Here is an 18,417-nt window from a genome sequence, read left to right on the forward strand (position 1 = left end):
ATAGAAATCTGTATGTATGACAACTATTCTACAAATCCTTGCAAGCTATCGCCATACTCATCGGCAACTTGTTTGCATAAACGTTGCCAGTCTACCGCGGACATGCGTACTTTTAAGGCCAGCGCGCCGTCCTCACAGGTGGCTTCTTCGGTCACGCTGTTAAGGGCATAAAGGCGCCCACGCAATTTACCCATGGAGGGAGGAATGCGCAATACCACATTCACCATATCGGGGCGTAACCGCTGCTCCAGAGCCTGTTTCAGAAGGTCGACGCCCTCACCGGTCTGCGCCGACAACCAGACGCGGACGGGGCGATTCTGATCATCATAATCAATTCGTGCCGCGCCGTCGTCCAAACGGTCAATTTTATTGCAAATCAGCAGTTGAGGTACTTCATCGGCACCAATTTCTTCCAGTACTTCGCTGACCTGCTCCATGTTTTCCTGCTGCCGCTCATCACTGATATCAATAACATGCAGCAACAGATCAGCGTCCTGCGTTTCCTGCAAGGTCGCTTTAAACGCCGCTACCAGCTCGTGCGGCAAGTGTCTGATAAAACCTACCGTGTCAGCCAGAATAATCGCACCCACATCGGGTACCTCAATTTTACGTAATGTCGGGTCAAGTGTCGCAAACAGCTGATCGGCAGCGTACACTTCAGCCTCAGTAATGCGATTGAACAGGGTTGACTTACCGGCGTTGGTATAGCCGACCAGCGAAACCGTCGGTATCTCTGCCCGCTGTCTTGCACGCCGGCCCTGTTGCCTTTGCTTCTGGACTTTTTCCAGACGCGCGAGAATGTTCTTGATACGACCACGAATTAAGCGGCGGTCCGTCTCAAGCTGAGTCTCACCCGGCCCGCGTAAACCAATACCACCTTTTTGTCGTTCAAGGTGGGTCCAGCCGCGAACCAGACGCGTGGAGATATGACGCAACTGGGCGAGTTCAACCTGCAATTTACCTTCATGGGTGCGCGCGCGTTGGGCGAAAATATCAAGAATCAGTCCGGTACGATCGAGCACCCGGCACTGACAAAGCTTCTCGAGGTTACGCTCCTGAGTCGGCGATAAACTGTGATTGAAAATAACAATATTGGCATTGTGCAGCTTCACTGCCTCAGCGATTTCTTCTGCTTTGCCGCTACCGACAAAAAAACGTGAACTGGGCGTTGAACGCGCAGCGGTCACCACCGCCAGTGTTTCTACACCTGCGGAAGCGACCAATAATTTAAGTTCAGAGAGGTCTTCCCGATCTGTTTCTGCGGGAAAATCGACGTGCACCAGGATAGCCTGTTCACCACTTTCAAACCTTTCAAACAAGCTACCACTGCTCCTTCAAGAATCGTTGCTTAATCAATTGCCTCATCGCCCGCCGCTTCTTGTTGCGGCAAGTAGTTTTGCGGTATCCGAGCTGGTACCACGGTGGAAATGGCATGTTTGTAAACCATTTGGCTGACGGTATTTTTCAGTAGAATAACAAACTGATCAAACGACTCAATCTGGCCTTGCAGTTTAATACCGTTAACTAAATAAATAGACACGGGTACGCGCTCCCGTCGTAAAGCGTTCAAAAATGGGTCTTGTAACGTTTGCCCTTTAGCCATCTCTCGCTTCCTTTTCTTGTTATTGTTCTAGAGTGTGGCAGTTTACTACAGACCACAGCTACCCGAGAGGTCTACTATAGTCTAACCGCACCAATTTACCAGCCATACCAAATTTTCTTATTAACTACTTTAACTATAAGGCCTATTTGTCGGCTTTCAAGGTTTAAACCGGGTAAAGTTTTCAGGTGTGCGCTGACAATAGGCCATGACTTGCTCTGACAGGTCCGGTGCCAGACTGTCAAACCACGCTACGCCCGGCCATTTGCGCAGCCAGGTGAGCTGGCGTTTTGCCAGTTGCCGGGTCGCAAAAATACCCTTGTCGACCATGGTTGGGTAGTCATCATCGCCATCAAGGTATTGCCAGACTTGGCGGTAGCCGACACAGCGCAACGCTGGCAGATCCAGATGTAAGTCGTTGCGGGCGCGTAACGCTTCAACCTCGGCAATGAAACCTTCCTCCAGCATCTGCTTAAAACGCTGGGCGATGCGCTCATGCAACACCTGCCTTTCCTGCGGTGCTACTGCCAGTTGAATCACCGGGTAAGGCAGTGCACCGGCACGGGTGGCGGTAAGCTCGGTCATGGTTTTTCCGCTTAAATGATAAACCTCGAGCGCGCGGATCAGGCGTTGTGGATCATTAGGATGAATGCGCTGCGCGCTGGTCGGGTCAACCCGGACCAGTTCATCATGTAGTGCCTGCGCGCCTTCGGCAACCAGACGCGCGGTAAGCTGCTGACGCAGATCTGCATCCGCCTCAGGTAATTGCGACATGCCTTCGAGCAATGCTTTAAAGTAGAGCATGGTGCCGCCAACCAGGAGTGGAATTTTGCCGGTCGCTAGTATTGCCTCAATCTCACGCCGTGCATCACTGGCAAACTGCGCCGCGGAGTAACGCTCCGCGGGGTCACAGATATCGATCAGCCGATGGGGTGCTGCCGCAAGTTCAGCTGCGGTAGGCTTAGCGGTGCCGATATCCATACCGCGATAAATAAGCGCGGAATCCACAGAAATAATTTCTGCGTTCAGGCGTTGGCTAAGTTCTATCGCCAGTCCGGTTTTTCCGGCGGCAGTCGGACCATACAGGCAAATGACATAAGGCTCACTCATCGTAATGGCTCCGGTAACTCGGGTAGCGCCACCGTCAGCAAATAGTCTGCTGCGCTTTGCAGTTGCTGTTGCCAGACCTGCCACCAATGCTCAGCCTGAACTTTTGAGTAGCTAACACTCAGTTGCTGGCTTGCCAGCCAGTCCCAGAATGTATCAGGCGGCTGTTGGTGGTGTTCCAGCATACTGACCACCTCGGTAAGGCTGGCGGTGATATTGGTGTGGCGCAAGGCGCTTGGGACCTGTTTCACCAGCCACTGGCGACCTTCCTGCGCGAGCAGGATACCCAACTGCGCAACACGCACGTTATCAATCGCTTTAAAACGCTGTAACAATGCCTCGTCGGTAATCTTGACGGGAGTCAACAGTGGCTGCCCCGACAGTCCGGTTTGAAACTGGCGCTGCCACTGACGCGCCAGGTAGTCGCGCTCAATCGCCTGCAAATGTAATAGCGCCAGTTGGGTTGATTGCTCGGGCTGATGAATCAGCGCAAAGCGCTGGTCCACCACACTTAACAGGCGCGCAGCGCTTTCCGGTTGCGGCGCCTTCACTGCTGGCTGGGCAGCACTTGTTGTCGGCTGCGTACCGACTGACACAGCGCCGGGCAATGGATTTGCAGAGCGTGGCCGCAACTCGGCGACCTGTTGCTGAAGGTTAGTCGATGCTGCCTGATACTGATGACCCGGCGCTGCCGCCGCGTTCTGATGCAATACCTGACGAATACTTTGCAGGACGAAGTCGTGGATCTCCCGCGCCTGATGAAAGCGTACCTCGTGCTTTGCCGGATGCACATTGACATCAACGTCCTGCGGTGCCAGCTCCAGATAAAGCACGTAAGTGGCCGAGCGCTCATCGGTTAGCCCGTCGTCATAAGCCTGACGAATGGCGTGATTTAACATGCGATCACGCATCATCCGCCCGTTGACATAAAAGAACTGCGCATCAGCCTGATGCCGACAGCCTTCAGGTGGCGCCACCCACCCCCATAAACGCACCCCCAGATGCTCAGCGTCAATGAACCTGGCACAGTCGGTAAAACCTGTACCCACCACTTTGGCGATACGCTCGAGCGCGTTTTGTTTCGTCACCGCGGGGTAATTGCGGACGGTTTTCTGGTTATGGTTCAGCACCAGTCGCACGTCATAACGGCTCAACGCAATGCGTTTTAACAGATCATCGATATGTCCGAACTCAGTTTTGTCGGTACGTAAAAATTTACGCCGCGCGGGCGTGTTAAAAAACAGATCTTCGACATCGACGGTGGTGCCATCAGGATGACTGGCGGGCGCTAGCTCGGCGGTCATATCACGGCCTTCGACCCAGGCCCGCCACGCCTGGCTCTGACTGGCAGGTTTCGAGGTCAGGCTCAGGCGCGCCACCGAGCTGATACTCGCCAGCGCTTCGCCCCGAAAGCCCAGACTCTGGATCGCCTCAAGGTCCGCCAGACTACTGATTTTACTGGTCGCATGGCGCGCCAGTGCTAACGGCAGTTCGTCTTTCACAATACCCGCGCCATTGTCACGAATGCGAATACGGCGGCGCCCGCCTTTCTCAATATCAATTACCAGGCTGTCGGCACCGGCATCGAGACTGTTTTCAATCAGTTCTTTGACCACCGACGCCGGACGCTCAATGACCTCGCCTGCAGCGATCTGGTTCGCCAGACTAATCGGTAGAAGTTTGATGGGCATGGTGAAACCTATTCCGGACTCGGTATTTCCAGCACCTGGCCAATCTGAATGACCGAGCTGTTCAAGTTGTTGCGCGCCTTAATTGCCGCAATAGAGGTGTTGTAGCGTTGCGCCAGCACTGACAATGACTCGCCCGAGCGTACCACGTGCCGGCTGCTACGATTATTAGCGAATATGGTGCCATCTGGTGGGCGGCGCAGAAAGTAACTGCGCACCCCCTGATAGATAGCGCGCGCCAGCTTCTGTTGGTGTTGATTACTGCGCAACAGCTGCTCTTCGGTTGGATTCGAAATAAATCCTGTTTCCACCAGCATGGAGGGCATAGCGGTTGAAGTTAATACCGCCAGGCTGGCATGCTGCGGTTTGGTTTTGTGCATTTTCGTAATACGGCCTAACTCAGCCAGCACTTCGTTGGCTGCTTCGTAACCGCTGGCCATGGCATGATCCATACTCATGGACACCAGGGTTTCATTCAGAAAGCTATCTTCCATCTCCACTGCAGGTACGCCACCTAGCACATCAGACAATCGCTCTTTGTTCTCCAGTAAGCGACCCATTTCAGTACTGGCGCGACGGTTTGATAAGACCCAGATGGAGGCCCCGCGCGGTTGCGGGGTAGTGAACGCATCCGCATGAATTGAAACGAACAGGTCTGCTTTGACGCGCTCTGCTTTGCGCGGGCGATCGTTCAGGTTCACGTAATAATCATCCGAACGAATGAGATAAGCCTGCATGCCCGGATCTTCATTAATCATATTCGCCAGCGCGCGGGAGATTGTCAGTACCACATCTTTTTCGTAAGTTCCGCGCGGACCGATTGAACCCGGGTCTTCGCCACCATGACCCGCGTCAATCGCTACGGTCACTTTGCGTTCCTGTAAATCATCGGCGCTCAGAGCGTGGCCTTCGCGCTTTAATGACGTACCGGGCAAATCGACCACCAACCGATGGCCGTACATATCTTGTGGCGTTAACACCTGTAAGATCGGGTCCACCTGCTTATCCAGCTCCACCACAATACGCGTACTACCCGGTAACTTCGGGGTGCTGGTGCGGATGTTCTTCACCAATAACGAATTAGACTCCAGATAGTCGAGGTTTACTTTTAGTTCTGTGCTCGGAAAGTCGATCACAAGGCGGTACGGATGGGACTGGTTCAGGGTGAAATAGCTGTACTCTGCGGCATTTGCCATATCGAACACAATCCGGGTGTTGTCTGGCGACGGCCACATCCGGATATTTTCAATACTGTTTGCGCCATGGGCCGGAACCACGACCAGCGCCAGCAGTAGTGTGATGACAAAAGCAAAGAAACGTTGCATCAGAGTTTATCGAGAAGCTCCCGACCTCTTGTTGTTAGCGCACCTAATGTCATTGTACGGGCCGTATCGGCATACTCAATGACTATTTTAATATCTGGCTCTGGTAGCATGCCCGCTCCGCGCTGGGGCCACTCGGCCAGTAGAATAGTATTACTGTCAAGGTAATCACGAATGCCCATAAATTCAAGTTCTTCAGGATCAGCCAGGCGGTAAAGATCAAAATGATGAATCTGCCAGGGTGGCAATTCGTAACTCTCTACCAGGGTGTAAGTAGGGCTTTTTACATTGCCCTGATGACCAAAGGCCTGAATAAAACCACGGCTGAAAGTGGTCTTGCCGGCACCCAGCTCGCCAATTAAATAAATTGCAAGCGCCTGTTCAGCTGTCGTCGGTTGCTGCTTAACAACAGTGGCAAAACGCGCTGCCAGCGCCAATAACTCAGCCTCTGACGCCAGGTAAAACTGCTTCTCTTTCATGGATTCACTAACTTCCGCAACGGCCCGAATAAGTCGCTGGGTAGTGTACCACGTTCGCCGTCAATTGCAGCGTGTTCACCGGCAACCGCATGGAGCCAGGTCGCTACCGGAAGTACCGCTTCGGCCGGTAAGCCCTGCGCAATCAGACTGCCGGCAATACCACTTAAAACATCGCCGGCTCCGCCGACAGCCAGTGCCGGGCTACCGCGATGACAAATGCGTAAGTGCCGGGCAACGGGATTGGCAATCAACGATCCTGCCCCTTTCAGTAACACCTGCGCCTGATAACGATTACCCAGTTCATTTACCGCCTGGTAGCGGTCCTTTTCGACCTCACTGCTGGAGCTATTTAACAGCCGCGCGGCCTCTCCCGGGTGAGGTGTCAGCCAAAGTGGCGCTGAACGCTCCTGCCAGGCTTCCTCAGCACTGAGTAAATTCAGGCCATCGGCATCGAGCAGCAAGGGCAGCTCGCTGGCGATCAGAAAATCAAACAGACATTTCGCCCAGTCGCTCTTGCCAAGCCCGGGTCCTAATACTACGGCATCAACACCAGCCAGTGCTTGTTCCAGCTCTGCTGTCGACGCTGCGTCCGTTGCCTGCACCATGAGCTCGGGCTGAGCCGCAGCAATGATGCCCTGGGTATCAGGGTGGGTCAGTACTGAGACCTTGCCGGCGCCGGTTCTTAACGCCGCCAGACCCGCCAAAATAGCGGCGCCACTCATACCTGGCGCGCCACCGACGATCGCCAGATGCCCGTGTCGGCCCTTATGACTGTTGCGCTGGCGCGGCGGCAAATGGCGCGCCACTTCGTCCTGTTCAATCAGCGTCGCAAATGGGCGTTCGAGCTGACGGAACGCGGGAGCGATTCCCAGCTCAGCCAGTTCCAGCTTGCCACAGTAATGCCCCGCCTGCCCGGTAAGCAGCCCCGGCTTAAGCGCAACAAAGGTCACTGTATAGTCCGCCTCAACGGCCACCGGTAAGGCGGTGCCGGTGTCGCTTTGCAGTCCGGTCGGGCAATCAATACTCAGCACCCATAATTTATGGAAATTTTTTGCATCGTTCAGGGTCTCGACAGCCTTTCGGTAGGTGCTGTCCAGCTCACGGCTAAGGCCAGTGCCTAACATGGCATCGACAATAATGTCGCATTCAGCAAGGTGTGCACGATCAAGCTCTTCTAACGGCTCAACATTGCCCTGTTCATCGCGCCAGGCCTTCGCCGCTTGCTTCGCCAGGTCTGATTTTGCCTGCGCGGCTACCACCGTTACCTGGTAGCCGACGCGGCGCGCCAGTCGTGCCAGAACCCAGCCGTCGCCGCCATTATTTCCCGGGCCACATAAAATCATCACCCGCGCCGGCGCCGGATGTTGCCGCTCCAGCGCCGCCAGACAGCTCTGGGCTGCGCGCTGCATCAGTTGGGCTGGGCTTACCCCCAATGTTTTCGCGGCCTCTAACTCGCGTTCCCGAACCTGCTTTGTGCGAAATACCAACTGCTGCATACTTAAACGCATCGGTGCATCTCCATGGCTTTTTTGTTATTTTAAAGACTCCTGTGTAAGCATAAGACGATTTTTATGGATTTGCAGCAACTTGCGGCAGACATCAAGCGCTGGGGGCACGAGCTCGGTTTCCAGAAAGTGGGAATTACCGATCTGGACCTGAGCAGTGAGCGCGCGGCACTGCAGCAGTGGCTGGCAGAAGGCATGCATGGCGAAATGGCCTATATGGAACGCCACGCCGATCTGCGTACCCGCCCCGATGAACTGCATCCCGGCAGCGTCCGCGCAATTTCAGTACGGATGAATTACCTGCCTGCCGAGGCGGGCTTCGCCAAGACCCTGAAAAATCCACGATTGGGTTATATCAGTCGCTACGCGCTGGGTCGCGATTACCACAAATTGATGCGCAAACGCTTGAAGCAATTGGGCGAGCGCATCAAACAAGCCTGTGCCGAACTCGATTTCCGTCCCTTTGTCGATTCAGCACCGATACTTGAGCGCCCGCTGGCCGTGAAGGCCGGACTTGGCTGGACCGGCAAACATACCCTGGTGCTTGATGAACAAGGCGGCTCATGGTTCTTTTTAGGCGAGCTGCTGATCAATTTGCCGCTGCCTGTTGATGCACCTGTCGAGGAGAAGTGTGGCAGTTGCAAGGCCTGCATTACCATTTGCCCGACACAGGCGATTGTCGAGCCCTACAAACTCGATGCCCGGCGCTGCATTTCGTACCTGACTATTGAATTAAAGTCGGCTATTCCGGAAGAGCTGCGGCCACTGATGGGAAACCGTATCTATGGTTGTGATGACTGTCAGCTCATCTGCCCCTGGAACCGCTATTCACAACTCACCGCCGAGGACGACTTCGCGCCGCGCAAAGATCTTCACGCACCAGAGTTACTGACGTTATGGGAATGGGATGAAGCGACCTTTCTCAAACGCACCGAGGGCTCGCCCATCCGGCGTATTGGTTTTGCCTGCTGGCAGCGGAATCTGGCGGTAGCGCTTGGCAACGCGCCGCATGACCCGGCAATTATTGCCGCTCTTGAAGCGCGCCGTGGCAGCGTCAATGACATGGTCGACGAACATATTGACTGGGCCCTAACGCGTCAGCATAACAAAAGTGCCAGCACGTCAAAGCAAGTGTTGCGTTTGACCCGCGCGGTGGAAAAAGGCTTGCCGCGCGACGCCTAATCAGTGTTCCGCAAACGCAGCAGAATGTCATCGAAGAAGGCGGCGCCAAGACGTTCAGCGGTTGCCATATTCGCTGCCGGAATTTGTTCCGGCTGCGGGTAACGTGTCAGTACCTTTTCAAGGCTGGCTTCACGCAGCAGATGTAATACCGGATAGGGTGCACGGTTGGTATAGTTACTGACATCATCCGCTGCAGTATCAGCGAACTGATAATCCGGATGAAAACTGGCGATCTGAAAAGTCCCTTCCAGTCCGCTTTCCTGCAGCAGCAGTTCAGCGTAATCAAGCAGCTCAAGGTAGTCATCGAAATCACTGAATCCCGCGCTGAAAACCAGCAACAGCGTCTCGATCTCCGGTCTGACACTCAGCAGCTCAACAGCTTGCGCGAAATCATGGAGGGCTGGTTCCACCGTGGTCGCGTTGCTTTCATCGTAACGGACGGTGCGCCGCTCAACCTCACGATGCGCAAAAGGACAAAAATTGAGGCCAACGACAATTTCTGCAACCCACTGCTGTACCGCCCTACATGGTGCCGATACGTCGTCCACTTATCGCCCTCTCTATATTAAGAAAGTTACACTCATTGCGCGTCAAAGTTCTTTTGCGGCGTACTCCAGCGCGCCCCGAACTGCGGCAACCTGCGCATCAACACACTCCACCGAATTGGTATTAGCACTATCCGGGTAAACTTCAGTGGTGGTCACAAAACGCGCGTCGGTCATCCCCATACAAAGTCCAAGCGGCTTTGCTTCGTACTCAATCACACCTTCTTGTACCATCGGCGCGCCAATCAGGCAGCCTTCATCATCGGCAGGGGCTATATGCGTCACTGGCTTCACTGTCTCAATAATTGCACGCTGGAAACCAGGTTCACTACGCTGCTTGTCAGCCACCAGGTAAAAGCCGTCAGGAATGTTCCAGTTCGTGTTGGTGGTGCCGTCGCGCGCAGCCTTGGCCGGGCGGAATTCGCTGTTATCGGTATCGGTGGTTTCGTGTAAGTCGATATGTACGTCCGGATTAATCTGATGCTTGTCCAGATACGTCATGATCAATTCGCATTCCTGCGCCCGGCTGTCACTGACAAAGGAACGGTTGGGATCAACTGCGTCGGGATTCCAGCGATTAATGGTTTCGTAACCCCATGGACTGATGCATGGCGCGACTAAAATATTAAACCGCGACAGATGGTTCACCGCTTCAGTTTCCAAAAAGTACAGTGCCCCATGCACGCCGCTGGTTTCATAGCCATGCACACCGCCAGTAACCAGAACGGTAGGATTATTTACGCGCCAGTTACGGCTGCGCACAACAAACAATGGGAAGGTTTTATCGTCATAAATGAGCTCACCGTAGGTTTCCACGTCAAACTGCTCGCGCAGATGATCAATACGGCGAATCACATCATTGGCGTAATCGCGCTGCTTTTCCTGCTGCGCTAACCACTGTTGCTTATTAGTATCATCCCACTTCTCACCGGGGGTTCCGATTGGATAATCCTGGGCCATTAGCTACGACTCCTAGCAAAACTTAACTATGTTCAGGTCTGTGGGTATCTAGTGTAGGTCATTTCAGCTTTGCGCTCCAGACCCCACACAAGCCAATACCGTGCGCCGGTTAAAACCACATGACCATTGCGCATTGCACCAGTATGGCAATATTGGCAATGGCACCAATGACGAAAAACCAACTGCGGGGACTTGGGTTTTTCTCGGTGGCAATGGCGTAGTAGAGCACCATGTGAATAATACGGGCCAAGGCAAAGATGATCACCCAGTAACCGAACCAGTTCGAGGAAAGCCCGAGGAACAGCGCCAGAAATACCGTTGCCAGAAACATTGGCACATTTTCCAGGGAGTTCATAAAGGTGCGGTGGGTGCGAAACACGAACGAGTCGTGGCTGAGTCCTGAGGGCACTTTGCCCGGAATGGCATTGGGCTGCTTGGCTTTGACCGCAGCAGCAATAGCCCACTGCAGCATGAGGGTGACAATGATAATCCAGATACCGCTAAAGACGAGCGGGTTATAGTCAGTCATAACAGTTCCTTAGGGTTGGTTAAGGTTTAAACAGACCAATAATACTGCCATCATTTTTGTCTTTGGCCACATCTTGTTTTTCAGCTTTTGCTTCGCGCTCAGTAAATTTGTGCCCGCACGCCACGCATTTAACCTCTTCGTGGGCGTCGCCCTGCGCGTCGGTCACAATGGTTAGTTGCAAGGTATCCTGTGCGCCGCAGGCGGGACATTCTGCGCCAGCGATAAATCGTTTACGTGTGCGTGCCATATTCACCTCGGGTTGCTTCAGGTATAATTGTCGCAGATTCATTTACTAACACCAAGTACAAGGTTTGTCATGATTTCAATCCGGGGCATGGCGCTCATGCGCGGCGGCAGCGTGTTGCTGAAAAATACCGATCTCACGATTTTCCCCGGCCACCATGTCGGCGTGGTCGGTCGTAACGGTACCGGAAAGTCGTCGCTCTTTGCCTTGTTACGTGGCGAGCTGCAGGTTGAGGAAGGCGAGTGCGAAGTTCCGAGACACTGGCGCATTGCCAGTGTTAAACAAGAAACCCCGGGGCTACCTCAGCCGGCGCTAGAGTATGTGCTTGATGGTGATACTGAACTGCGCGCGCTTGAGGATCAGTTGCGTCACGCAGAAGCCGCCGAAGATGGCCATGCCATGGGCAGGTTACACGATCAGCTGGCCGCCATTGGGGCTTATGAGGCACCGGCGCGGGCGGCGGCATTATTGTCTGGCCTCGGTTTTTCCGACGCTCAGTTTCAACAACCGGTGAAAGCTTTTTCCGGCGGCTGGCGGATGCGCCTGAACCTGGCTCAGGCACTGATTTCCCGGGCTGACTTACTGTTACTTGATGAGCCCACCAACCACCTTGATGTCGACGCTATCTTCTGGCTCGAAGACTGGTTACAACGCTTTCCGGGCACCCTGTTGCTGATTTCACACGACCGTGACTTTCTCGATGCCATATGCCAGCAAATCATCCATATTGAGCAACAGACAGCCACCGCTTTTTCCGGTAATTACAGTAGCTTCGAGCGTCAATACGCCGAGCAACTTGCCCAGCAGCAGGCGCAGTTTGAAAAAGAACAAGCGCAGCGTAAGCACCTGCAAAGCTATATTGACCGTTTCCGCTATAAGGCCAGTAAAGCGCGTCAGGCCCAAAGCCGCATTAAAGCGCTGGAGCGGTTGACCAGTAGCGCTCCGTTAGTGGCCAACAGCCAGTTCCAGTTTCAGTTCCGCAAGCCGGAGCAACTGCCTACGCCACTGTTAGCACTCGATAATGTGCAAGCCGGTTATGGCGACAAGGTCATTCTTGAACATATTAAATTTAATCTGGTGCCAGGTAGCCGTATCGGTTTGCTCGGTCGCAACGGTGCCGGTAAGTCGACACTGGTCAAATTGCTCGCGGGCGAACTCGCGCCGCAACAGGGGCAACTGACGCTGAACCCTGGCATCAAGCTTGGCTACTTTGCCCAACATCAGTTAGAGACACTCGACAGCAAGGCCACTGCCTTACAGCATCTGCAGCGCCTCGATCGCCATGCCAGTGAGCAACAGTTGCGTGACTTTCTCGGTGGCTTTGGCTTTTCCGGTGACCAGGCGACGCGCGAGGTCGCGCCGATGTCGGGCGGTGAAAAAGCCCGTCTGGTACTGGCACTGATCGTATACCAAAAACCCAACCTGCTGTTGCTCGATGAGCCGACCAACCATCTTGACAGCGTCATGCGCGAGGCGCTGGTCTACGCCCTTCAAGACTTTGAAGGAGCTATGGTCATTGTCTCGCACGACCGTCACTTATTGCGCACCAGCGTCGATGAATTTTTGTTAGTCGCCGACGCACGGGTGCAGCCGTTTGACGGCGACCTTGACGCTTATCACGCGTGGTTACAACACCAGCAAAAAGGCTCAGCGCAAGGTACTGATACGAGCACCGCGAATTCAGGCAAGTCGGATCGCAAAGCCGAGAAACGCGAGGCAGCCGAGCGCCGTCAGCGACTGAAACCTTTTAAAGATGCCGTCAGTAAATACGAGTCACAGGTTCAGCAGTTTGAAACTGAGCTGTCTCGCCTCAATGAGCTGCTGGCTGACAACCGTCTTTACGATGAGGCGAACAAAGCCAAACTCACCGAGTTATTGCAGCAGCAGGCCAGTCAGCAACAGGCATTGGCGCGTGCCGAAGAACAGTGGATGGCGGCCGAAGAGGCCTTACAGCAAGCGGAGGCAGCCGACTGATGCAAATTCCCTGGCAACAACTCGACCCGCAAACGCTTGATGCTATTATTGAGTCCTTCGTTTTACGCGAAGGTACTGACTATGGCGATGAAGAAAAGTCATTGGCTGAAAAGGTTGCCGACGTGCACGCACAGTTACGCTCAGGCGAGGCAATACTGGTGTGGTCCGAGCTACATGAAACCGTCAATATTATGCCTCGCGATGACTTCGGTGACGAATAAAAACGTCCTTCCAGGGCACCCCGGGGTCACCTAAAATCATAAAATTGGGGTTCCCCAATTCGGTTTCTTCGTTGTAAGTCAGTGGCTTGAACTGCTCACTCACAATGCTGCCCCCGGCCTCACCGACAATGACATCCGCCGCCGCAGTGTCCCACTCGCCGGTCGGCCCGACCCGTAAGAAGCAATCTGCCTGCCCTTCGGCAATCAAGCACGCTTTTAGCGAGCAGCTACCGGCTGGCAAGGTGCTGAGATCGCGATCGGGATTCATCCGCTGCATGACCCGTTCACGCGGCTGGCGCCGGCTGATAGCGAGAATAATTGGATCAGTTTCAGGCACCGCAAGCTTGCGCACCCGCAGTCGCTGCTCACCGCTGATATCACGCCTGTACGCGCCCTTGCCCCGCTCTGCCAGGTATAACTTATCGCCCGCCGGCCAGTAAATGACACCGAAACGTGGCTGGTGCTGCTCTACCAAAGCAATCACCACGGTAAAATCGCCACTTCGGGCAATAAATTCCTGGGTGCCATCAATCGGGTCAATAAGCCAGTAGCGTGGCCATTGCTGCCGCTCTGCCAGAGTCAGGTGTGCGCCCTCTTCCGAGAGCACCGGGATATCAGGCGTCAGCTTGTTTAATTGCTCAGTGATTAGCTGGTGCGCGGCGTAATCGGCGCTGGTGACCGGTGAGTCATCAGCTTTCTCAAAGGTGGCGTACGCCTGTTCCTCGTACAATTCCATAACCAGGTCGCCGGCGCGCTGCGCGATGGAGGCAGCGCCCTCTAACCACGCGTGTAACTGCTCAGTCGCGGCCACGTTCAAGCTCCCTTAGGGTCATCAGTAGCGCAGCGATACTGCGCGCTTCGGTAAAATCTTCCTGCTCAAGTAAGGCTTCTGCCTTACTCAGCAACCAGGGGACCTGCTCCAGTGGCTCTGGCTCGTCACCGGGCAAACGCTCGGGATACAGGTCGCGGGCAATAAAAATATGCATAGTGGCGGAGAAGAATTGCGGTGCCATAGTGACGCTTTTGAGCGGAATCAGGGTTTCTGCGCCAAAGCCGATCTCTTCTTTAAGCTCACGGTTGGCCGCTTCTTCCGGCGTCTCTCCAGGATCAATCAGCCCTTTGGGAAAACCTAACTGATAGTTGTGTAACCCGGCCGCGTACTCACGCACCAACATGAGGGTTTGCGCGTCGACAAATGGCACAATCATCACTGCGCCGCGCCCGCTGCTCTGCATACGTTCAAACTGGCGCTCCACGCCATTACTGAAGCGTAAATCGACCGCTTCAATGCGTAATAGCCGACTACGGGCTACAATTTGTCTTTGTAAGATTTCGGGAGTGGGTTTTCGGGCCATGATCTTCCGCCAACGGAATCTATTCTGCGAATGTCGGGCATAAGCTTGGATAGCTGGCTCTACCCCGACCGTTTCGGTTACTATAGCGACTCGTTATTTAGGGTACAACCAACAGGAGCTTTTCATGAGCGAAGTTACGACATCATACGACGCGGTAGTCATCGGCAGTGGTCCTGGCGGCGAAGGTGCAGCCATGCAGTTAGTGAAAAACGGTCGCAACGTCGCCATGATTGAAAAGTATCGCTCGTTAGGTGGCGGTTGTACGCATTGGGGCACCATTCCCTCGAAGGCATTGCGTCACTCGGTCAGCCGGCTGATTGAGTACAATACCAATCCGCTCTTTGTTGGCGCCTGCGCGCCACGCAGCATGTCCTTTGCCGATATCCTCAAACACGCCCAGGGCGTGATTGAAAAACAGGTACAGATGCGCAGCGGTTTTTATCAGCGCAACGGCGTAACGGTCATTCATGGCACCGCCAGTTTTGAAGATGCCAACACCATTAAAGTCACCCAGGACGATGGCACCATTGAATACATTGGCACCAAGCAAGTAGTAATCGCCACGGGTTCGCGCCCTTATCACCCGCCCGACGTCGACTTCAGCCACGAACGTATTTATGACTCCGACACCGTGCTGTCGCTGAAATACGAGCCGCGCAGCATTATTATTTACGGTGCTGGTGTGATCGGCAGCGAATACGCCAGCATTTTCCGCGGTCTGGGTGTTAAAGTCGACCTGATCAACACTCGTGATCGCCTGTTGTCCTTCCTTGATGCCGAGATTTCCGACGCGTTGAGCTATCACCTGCGTAATAACGGGGTGGTGATTCGCCATAACGAAGAATACGACCGCATTGAAGGGCATGAGGATGGTGTCACCTTATACACCAAGTCAGGCAAGCGCCTGGATGCCGACTGCCTGCTCTATGCCAACGGCCGCTCGGGCAACATTGAAGAACTCAATGTGGAAGCTTTGGGCCTGAAGCCTAACTCCCGTGGCCAGCTTGATGTGTCTAAACAATACGAGACCGACGTCGATAATATTTATGCGGTGGGCGATATTATTGGCTATCCCTCGCTGGCCTCGGCTGCTTATGACCAGGGCCGTATTTGTGCCACTGCGATGCTCGAGGGCGATTGTGAACAGCGCCTGATCCGCGATATTCCTACTGGTATTTATACGATTCCGGAAATCAGCTCAGTAGGTAAAACCGAAGAAGAGCTGACGCAGCAGAAAGTCCCTTACGAGGTTGGGCGTGCGCAGTTTAAGCATCTGGCGCGCGCGCAGATTTCCAGTATGACGGTAGGCAGCCTGAAGCTGTTGTTTCACCGGGAAACCAAAGAAGTGCTGGGTATTCATTGCTTCGGTGAGCGGGCGGCAGAAATTATCCACATTGGCCAGGCGATTATGGAGCAGAAAAACGGTGGCAATACCATCGACTACTTCGTCAACACCACCTTCAATTACCCCACCATGGCCGAAGCCTACCGTGTTGCCGCGCTAAATGGCCTGAACCGCATTCGCGGCTAACAGGCGTCTTGCTGCATCTGGCTTGGCAGTTCAACCCGAACTGCCAGGCCCCCCAACTTCGCGCTACGGCCAAAAGTGATGCGCCCGCCGTGCCGCTCCACGATACGCTTAACAATCGCCAGCCCCAGCCCTGAGCCCTTGCTTGCGCGCGCCTTGTCGCCCTGGGTGAACGGCTGCAGCACATGTTCAACCTGACCCGCCGGTATGCCCTCGCCATTATCGCTAACGGTAACCCAGACCCGCTCGCGCGCCGCATCGTAACCGGTTTCAACGCTGATTTTGCCATTACCGTAGCGTTCGGCGTTTTCGAGCAGGTTTAGCAGGACACGTTTAATTGAGATGGCGCGTACCGGAATATCCGGCATTTGCTGGTAGGCCACGGTGATCTGCGCCGCCCAGCTTTCCGGAACATGACCGACAACATCCTCAACCAGATAATTGAGGTTTTCACAGTCGTTATCTGCCTGAGTATCAATGCGCACATAATCAATAAACTGATCGATGATCGCATTCATATCATCAATATCGCTGATAATACCTTCAGCCAGATAATCCTCGCTCGCAGGCATCATCTCAGTGGCCAGGCGAATACGGGTTAACGGCGTGCGCAGGTCATGTGACACACCAGCCATCAGTAAGGCGCGATCCTGCTCCAGCTGTTGAACTCCCCGGGTCATCTGGTTGAACGCGCGGGTTACCGCGATAACCTCGGTGGAACCGCGCTCAGGCAACTCGTCAGGGTATTCGCCCCGTCCCACTTGCGCCGCCGCGGCTTCGAGCGACTTCAGTGGGCGGTTCTGCCAGTTGGTAAACCACATGCCGCCCAGCACGCTCAGCCCACCAATTAAAATCAGATAGAATAACAGGGGTGAGAAGCGCGCTTCATCAAAGGTATCGAGACGCAGGCGCAACCAATAGCCGTCGAGTGATTCGGTGCGGATCCAGACGTAGTAAATATCACCCTGTGAGATGCGTACCTCGGTGTCCGCGGCCAGATGCTGGCTCATCTGGTCGGAAAGAAAATTATAGGTAGAGGCATTGGCCAAACCGTTTGCCTGCGCTTCCACCAGGGTAAAGCCATCGATGCCGACGGCATCCGTGTAACGTTCCGCAAGAGCGCGCTTTTCCGCTGCTGACAGGCTACGCTCGCCGAGCCAGCGGTCGAGCACAATAATGCCTTGCACCTGCTTGGCGACTACCGAGCTGATTTGCTGCATACTGGGTTTGACTACGTACACGCCGATCATAATGTACGAAACCAGTTGATTGATTAGCAGCAATAACGCAATGAGCGCAACCGTACGAGCAAAGGCCGAACGCGGTAGGATGCGCATAAATCAGGCTTTTTTACTGCCGTCCGGCACGAATACGTAACCCAGGCCCCAGACCGTCTGAATGTAACGCGGATTGGCAGGATCAGCCTCAAGCATGCGGCGCAAGCGCGAAACCTGCACGTCAATGCTGCGCTCCAGTGCGCTGTAATCACGCCCCCGGGCCTGATTCATCAGCTTGTCACGGGACATAGGCTGGCGCGGGTGGGTGATCAGCGCCTTTAATACCGCAAACTCGCCACTGGTCAGGGGCATGGGCTCATCACCCCGGTACATTTCGCGGGTGCCCAGATTCAACCGGAACTCGCCAAATACAATTTCTTCATCATCGGCAGTCGGCGCCCCGGGTATTTCTTTACCACGACGGCGTAACACGGCACGAATGCGCGCCAGTAACTCGCGTGGATTAAATGGCTTGGCCAGGTAATCGTCGGCACCGAGCTCAAGCCCGATAATGCGATCCACCTCGTCGCCCTTGGCAGTTAACATGACAATGGGAATATCGTTATTGGCCTGGCGCAGACGCTTACAGATTGACAGGCCGTCTTCACCGGGCAGCATCAGATCAAGCACCATCAGATGGAAGTTTTCGCGCTCCAGCAGACGATCCATCTGTTCACTGTGTGCTGCCGAACGCACATAAAAGCCCTGCTCGGTCAGATAGCGCTCAAGCAGACCACGTAAGCGCGCGTCATCGTCTACGACCAAAATTTTGAAGGTTTCCTGTGACATCCCACCGCTGCTCCCAAGGTTATCTTACTGTTGCCACTATAAAATATGGTCTGCTATTTGCCAACGCATTGGCCTGCTGCAGCGCAGCTCTTTTTGTTTCTAAATATGTGAC

19 protein-coding genes are annotated in these 18,417 nt (G+C 54.4%); 4 read left to right on the forward strand and 15 right to left on the reverse strand.

The window, feature by feature from the left end; genetic code table 11:
* Nucleotides 1-23: 23 nt before the first annotated feature.
* The 7 genes from hflX to CWI71_RS01765 form a co-directional block, all read right to left on the reverse strand.
* Nucleotides 24-1,319, reverse strand: coding sequence for a ribosome rescue GTPase HflX (gene hflX / locus CWI71_RS01735; RefSeq protein ID WP_126753539.1), 1,296 nt, complete (start codon nt 1,317-1,319; stop codon nt 24-26).
* Between the two features lie 29 nt (nt 1,320-1,348).
* Nucleotides 1,349-1,603 carry an RNA chaperone Hfq gene (hfq, locus tag CWI71_RS01740; RefSeq protein WP_126753540.1) on the reverse strand — a complete coding sequence of 85 codons (255 nt, stop codon included), beginning with the start codon at nt 1,601-1,603 and terminating at the stop codon, nt 1,349-1,351.
* Nucleotides 1,604-1,759: 156 nt separating this feature from the next.
* A complete protein-coding gene (gene miaA, locus CWI71_RS01745; RefSeq protein ID WP_126753541.1) occupies nt 1,760-2,710 on the reverse strand; it encodes a tRNA (adenosine(37)-N6)-dimethylallyltransferase MiaA in 951 nt (316 codons plus the stop codon).
* Nucleotides 2,707-4,398, reverse strand: a complete 1,692-nt coding sequence (gene mutL / locus CWI71_RS01750) for a DNA mismatch repair endonuclease MutL (protein ID WP_126753542.1) — start codon at nt 4,396-4,398, stop codon at nt 2,707-2,709. The genes miaA and mutL overlap by 4 nt, the downstream gene beginning before the upstream one ends.
* A gap of 8 nt (nt 4,399-4,406) precedes the next feature.
* Complete coding sequence (locus tag CWI71_RS01755; RefSeq protein WP_126753543.1) at nt 4,407-5,720, reverse strand: N-acetylmuramoyl-L-alanine amidase; 1,314 nt, start codon at nt 5,718-5,720, stop codon at nt 4,407-4,409.
* On the reverse strand, nt 5,720-6,196 hold the full coding sequence (gene tsaE / locus CWI71_RS01760) for a tRNA (adenosine(37)-N6)-threonylcarbamoyltransferase complex ATPase subunit type 1 TsaE (protein WP_126753544.1): 477 nt from the start codon (nt 6,194-6,196) through the stop codon (nt 5,720-5,722). Before tsaE ends, CWI71_RS01755 begins: the two co-directional genes overlap by 1 nt.
* The gene (locus CWI71_RS01765) at nt 6,193-7,704 is read right to left on the reverse strand and encodes an NAD(P)H-hydrate dehydratase (RefSeq protein ID WP_126753545.1); all 1,512 of its coding nucleotides are present in this window, start codon (nt 7,702-7,704) and stop codon (nt 6,193-6,195) included. The genes tsaE and CWI71_RS01765 overlap by 4 nt, the downstream gene beginning before the upstream one ends.
* Before the next feature lie 63 nt (nt 7,705-7,767).
* Here CWI71_RS01765 and queG point away from each other — a divergent pair, with 63 nt between their 5' ends.
* Nucleotides 7,768-8,883 (forward strand): tRNA epoxyqueuosine(34) reductase QueG, encoded by a 1,116-nt coding sequence (gene queG, locus CWI71_RS01770; RefSeq protein WP_126753546.1) that lies wholly within the window; start codon nt 7,768-7,770, stop codon nt 8,881-8,883.
* Here the strand turns inward: queG and CWI71_RS01775 are convergent.
* The 4 genes from CWI71_RS01775 to CWI71_RS01790 form a co-directional block, all read right to left on the reverse strand.
* Entirely contained in the window at nt 8,880-9,431 is a 552-nt protein-coding gene (locus tag CWI71_RS01775; protein WP_126753547.1) for a DUF1415 domain-containing protein, read from the reverse strand. The two genes, queG and CWI71_RS01775, sit on opposite strands and share 4 nt — an antisense overlap.
* Before the next feature lie 42 nt (nt 9,432-9,473).
* Nucleotides 9,474-10,388 (reverse strand): M14 family metallopeptidase, encoded by a 915-nt coding sequence (locus CWI71_RS01780; RefSeq protein WP_126753548.1) that lies wholly within the window; start codon nt 10,386-10,388, stop codon nt 9,474-9,476.
* Between the two features lie 109 nt (nt 10,389-10,497).
* A complete protein-coding gene (locus tag CWI71_RS01785) occupies nt 10,498-10,917 on the reverse strand; it encodes an MAPEG family protein (RefSeq protein WP_126753549.1) in 420 nt (139 codons plus the stop codon).
* A 19-nt stretch (nt 10,918-10,936) separates the two neighbouring features.
* A complete protein-coding gene (locus CWI71_RS01790; protein WP_241967577.1) occupies nt 10,937-11,206 on the reverse strand; it encodes a YheV family putative zinc ribbon protein in 270 nt (89 codons plus the stop codon).
* 27 nt (nt 11,207-11,233) lie between these two features.
* Here CWI71_RS01790 and CWI71_RS01795 point away from each other — a divergent pair, with 27 nt between their 5' ends.
* On the forward strand, nt 11,234-13,135 hold the full coding sequence (locus tag CWI71_RS01795) for an ATP-binding cassette domain-containing protein (RefSeq protein WP_126753550.1): 1,902 nt from the start codon (nt 11,234-11,236) through the stop codon (nt 13,133-13,135).
* Nucleotides 13,135-13,356 (forward strand): YheU family protein, encoded by a 222-nt coding sequence (locus CWI71_RS01800; RefSeq protein WP_126753551.1) that lies wholly within the window; start codon nt 13,135-13,137, stop codon nt 13,354-13,356. Before CWI71_RS01795 ends, CWI71_RS01800 begins: the two co-directional genes overlap by 1 nt.
* Here CWI71_RS01800 and cysQ read toward each other — a convergent pair.
* Both cysQ and nudE read right to left on the reverse strand, forming a co-directional pair.
* Complete coding sequence (gene cysQ / locus CWI71_RS01805) at nt 13,325-14,167, reverse strand: 3'(2'),5'-bisphosphate nucleotidase CysQ (RefSeq protein WP_126753552.1); 843 nt, start codon at nt 14,165-14,167, stop codon at nt 13,325-13,327. The genes CWI71_RS01800 and cysQ overlap by 32 nt on opposite strands.
* Nucleotides 14,154-14,711: an ADP compounds hydrolase NudE gene (gene nudE / locus CWI71_RS01810; RefSeq protein WP_126753553.1), complete on the reverse strand. Its 558-nt coding sequence runs from the start codon at nt 14,709-14,711 to the stop codon at nt 14,154-14,156. The genes cysQ and nudE overlap by 14 nt, the downstream gene beginning before the upstream one ends.
* A gap of 124 nt (nt 14,712-14,835) precedes the next feature.
* Between nudE and sthA the strand changes: the two genes are divergently transcribed.
* Nucleotides 14,836-16,242 carry a Si-specific NAD(P)(+) transhydrogenase gene (gene sthA, locus CWI71_RS01815; protein ID WP_126753554.1) on the forward strand — a complete coding sequence of 469 codons (1,407 nt, stop codon included), beginning with the start codon at nt 14,836-14,838 and terminating at the stop codon, nt 16,240-16,242.
* Here the strand turns inward: sthA and envZ are convergent.
* Nucleotides 16,239-17,576 (reverse strand): two-component system sensor histidine kinase EnvZ, encoded by a 1,338-nt coding sequence (envZ, locus tag CWI71_RS01820; RefSeq protein WP_126753555.1) that lies wholly within the window; start codon nt 17,574-17,576, stop codon nt 16,239-16,241. The genes sthA and envZ overlap by 4 nt on opposite strands.
* A gap of 3 nt (nt 17,577-17,579) precedes the next feature.
* Nucleotides 17,580-18,305, reverse strand: a complete 726-nt coding sequence (ompR, locus tag CWI71_RS01825; RefSeq protein WP_126753556.1) for an osmolarity response regulator transcription factor OmpR — start codon at nt 18,303-18,305, stop codon at nt 17,580-17,582.
* Nucleotides 18,306-18,417: the final 112 nt, after the last annotated feature.

The organism is Pseudidiomarina insulisalsae (assembly GCF_003987065.1).
Lineage (GTDB): Bacteria > Pseudomonadota > Gammaproteobacteria > Enterobacterales > Alteromonadaceae > Pseudidiomarina > Pseudidiomarina insulisalsae.

Bases quoted from the DNA above. Each gene is read 5' to 3' on its own strand.
- hfq (WP_126753540.1), bottom strand. From the start codon at position 1,603: ATGGCTAAAGGGCAAACGTTACAAGACCCATTTTTGAACGCTTTACGA.
- miaA (WP_126753541.1), bottom strand. From the start codon at position 2,710: ATGAGTGAGCCTTATGTCATTTGCCTGTATGGTCCGACTGCCGCCGGA.
- mutL (WP_126753542.1), bottom strand. From the start codon at position 4,398: ATGCCCATCAAACTTCTACCGATTAGTCTGGCGAACCAGATCGCTGCA.
- CWI71_RS01755 (WP_126753543.1), bottom strand. From the start codon at position 5,720: ATGCAACGTTTCTTTGCTTTTGTCATCACACTACTGCTGGCGCTGGTC.
- tsaE (WP_126753544.1), bottom strand. From the start codon at position 6,196: ATGAAAGAGAAGCAGTTTTACCTGGCGTCAGAGGCTGAGTTATTGGCG.
- CWI71_RS01765 (WP_126753545.1), bottom strand. From the start codon at position 7,704: ATGCGTTTAAGTATGCAGCAGTTGGTATTTCGCACAAAGCAGGTTCGG.
- queG (WP_126753546.1), top strand. From the start codon at position 7,768: ATGGATTTGCAGCAACTTGCGGCAGACATCAAGCGCTGGGGGCACGAG.
- CWI71_RS01780 (WP_126753548.1), bottom strand. From the start codon at position 10,388: ATGGCCCAGGATTATCCAATCGGAACCCCCGGTGAGAAGTGGGATGAT.
- CWI71_RS01785 (WP_126753549.1), bottom strand. From the start codon at position 10,917: ATGACTGACTATAACCCGCTCGTCTTTAGCGGTATCTGGATTATCATT.
- CWI71_RS01790 (WP_241967577.1), bottom strand. From the start codon at position 11,206: ATGAATCTGCGACAATTATACCTGAAGCAACCCGAGGTGAATATGGCA.
- CWI71_RS01795 (WP_126753550.1), top strand. From the start codon at position 11,234: ATGATTTCAATCCGGGGCATGGCGCTCATGCGCGGCGGCAGCGTGTTG.
- CWI71_RS01800 (WP_126753551.1), top strand. From the start codon at position 13,135: ATGCAAATTCCCTGGCAACAACTCGACCCGCAAACGCTTGATGCTATT.
- nudE (WP_126753553.1), bottom strand. From the start codon at position 14,711: ATGGCCCGAAAACCCACTCCCGAAATCTTACAAAGACAAATTGTAGCC.
- sthA (WP_126753554.1), top strand. From the start codon at position 14,836: ATGAGCGAAGTTACGACATCATACGACGCGGTAGTCATCGGCAGTGGT.
- envZ (WP_126753555.1), bottom strand. From the start codon at position 17,576: ATGCGCATCCTACCGCGTTCGGCCTTTGCTCGTACGGTTGCGCTCATT.
- ompR (WP_126753556.1), bottom strand. From the start codon at position 18,305: ATGTCACAGGAAACCTTCAAAATTTTGGTCGTAGACGATGACGCGCGC.